Raw genomic sequence first — 2226 nt, forward strand, 5'->3', positions numbered from 1 at the left:
ATCGATCCCACATCATCCCTATCTGGGCGTCGGTGTAATAAATCTTTGGTCGCTGGGACATCTTGCAACACTCCCGCTGCTCGCGCAGTCTTTAGTGTGTTGCAACGACCGGCTGAAACCGCAGTCGCTAGTGGACAGTTTTGTCCTGCAACTACTTCGAGAAATGTGAAAAATCCAACACAAGTCGTACGAGCAACGGGACTGCAATCGCACTGCAAACTGCGACCCACAATCGCGTTCGCCTGGGAATAAAAGCCAGAATGAAAAATATCGCCGCGCAGTCATAGGCAGAGGACATGATTGACCGGTGGTGCTCGCTCCAACGCCACGCAACCAATAGGTAAGCGGCCGCCAGGCATACGATGCCAAACCGCAATCGCCAACTTAGATTCCATTCCCGTGCCATCCCGAAGCCCCTCAGCCAACGCGCAAGCGAATATCGCGATGTCCGCTTCGGGTCGGAAGCGGACGGTTACAAGGCTACGGAAGCCAAAGTGATTTCAGCTCTTTTGTCCGCTGTTCCGCCAGGGATTTCTTGCATGCTTCAACCATTGCCCCCTGCATCGAACCACCTTTGAAAATGTTCGTTTGGACGTCGCAATCCGCGTCTCTGAACTTGATCCAAGCACGCTCCGACTCAACAAGGGAGGCCTTTGCTAGTCGAAGATTGTCGCTACCATCGAGCTGGCCTAGAGCTTGCTGGTAGGCCTCGTTCAGCTCTGCATCGGCTGCCCGAGTCTCCTGGGCGGCGCAAATGTAGGCATCGCGACCTGATCCATCGTTATGGCAAACAGCGTCTTGGGCTAAGACGTGAAACGGTATCGCGACAATCAGCAACAACGCTGAGCGCGCCAAAGAAATGAACAAGTAATTGCAGCTCCTGCCGACGAACACTCTGAACCTCCATCGATCAATTTTGATACGCCTACGCGTATTGGTCATGTCCACTTCGGGTCGGAAGCGGACGTTAGGGGCACGCCAAGGTCACTCATTCTTGGCCCTGAACCATAGAGGAAGAATGCCCATTCTTACAAAGAACAGCCAAGCCAGTACGCCGCCGACGCCCCCTGCGAGCGCTAGGACATGGGCACCCAGGTAGGGCCACTGCTCGGGCCTATCATCGATGACGTAGGCAAAACTGGCTGCACTCTTATCAATGTGCGTTCCTTCGACTAGCAGGCCAGGTTTGAACTGATAGCCAAATGGCACGAAATCACCGGTTTCCCCACCGGCCCTGACAATCGAATAGTGGGTCTCGCAACGATTGTTTAGAGGCTGCTCGCATACCTGGTAAGGCGTTCTAACAACAAAGTCTTCGGCTGAAAAAAATACGGTTGCGATCCTGCTTGCACAAATCAGGACAACGACGCCGCTCCAGAAGATAAGCCCGATCGCCGCCACAAACGCGAAGGGATTGGATGACAGCTCTTCCGGGTCAAAAAAGGGCCTACGCATCTTTCCTATGCTTCCTTTGGCGCTTTGTCAGCTATCGACGCGCCTTCGAAGTGGCCAGTCATGCCGAATACTAAAGTCTGCTTCGGGTCGCAAGCGGACATTACTATTATTCGAACGGAGGCTACCGGAGCCCTGGTTTAGATTCGCACTTGCCGACGAATACAGATTCACCATCCGTGCCTCCAGCACCAAACCGGAGTTCCCCCGTTGCTTGGTCGAAGTCGAACGATTCTGAATAGCCTGGGTCCGGGCGCGTCGCTGTACTTGGCTTGACGCTGATGTGAATGCGATCTCCTGAACGCTCAACTTCGCATTCAGTTTCGCCCGCGCAAAGAGTCCGCATGCGAGGCTGGCCTGTTAGCGCGACCTCTATCGACCTAAGGTCGGCGTTCGGGTAGATGAGCGCCTGCGCCTTCACCTTGCGCTCGCCCATGAGGCCTTTGCTCGTTTGAATACCATCGCAGATGAAAGCGACACCCGGATCCGACCTAGTCAAATCGAGTGGCTTTTGAGTCGCCTGGGCGCAAGCAGTGCAAAGAAGAAATAGCAGGAAAGCTGCCGATCGATCTTTCATTGGATTCCTTTTCCTCGCAGACAAACGAGCGGCAGTTGAGCTTATTGGCACCTGGACACAAGGTCCGCTTCGGGTCCAGCCTGTGTGAAAACACCCCGTAAGCGAACGCACCGATCCTAGCGTCATACCAGCCGGAGTGTCGCATGAAGCGATTCGTCGAAGGGGTGGATCGGTCGCAGAGCGTGCTGTTTCCCGAA

At 54.6% G+C, this 2226-nt stretch carries 2 protein-coding genes; both read right to left on the reverse strand.

Annotated elements, in window-relative coordinates:
- Window positions 1-480: 480 nt before the first annotated feature.
- A complete protein-coding gene (locus JHD67_RS21290) occupies window positions 481-867 on the reverse strand; it encodes a lysozyme inhibitor LprI family protein (protein WP_199101144.1) in 387 nt (128 codons plus the stop codon).
- A 117-nt stretch (window positions 868-984) separates the two neighbouring features.
- Entirely contained in the window at window positions 985-1455 is a 471-nt protein-coding gene (locus JHD67_RS21295) for a hypothetical protein (RefSeq protein WP_199101145.1), read from the reverse strand.
- Between the last annotated feature and the right edge of the window lie 771 nt (window positions 1456-2226).

It is taken from the genome of Dyella sp. ASV21, assembly GCF_016428975.1.
Classification (GTDB): Bacteria; Pseudomonadota; Gammaproteobacteria; order Xanthomonadales; family Rhodanobacteraceae; genus Dyella.

What these genes read in the sequence shown, in the direction of transcription:
- JHD67_RS21295 (WP_199101145.1), bottom strand. Translation starts at nt 1,455, where the DNA reads ATGCGTAGGCCCTTTTTTGACCCGGAAGAGCTGTCATCCAATCCCTTC.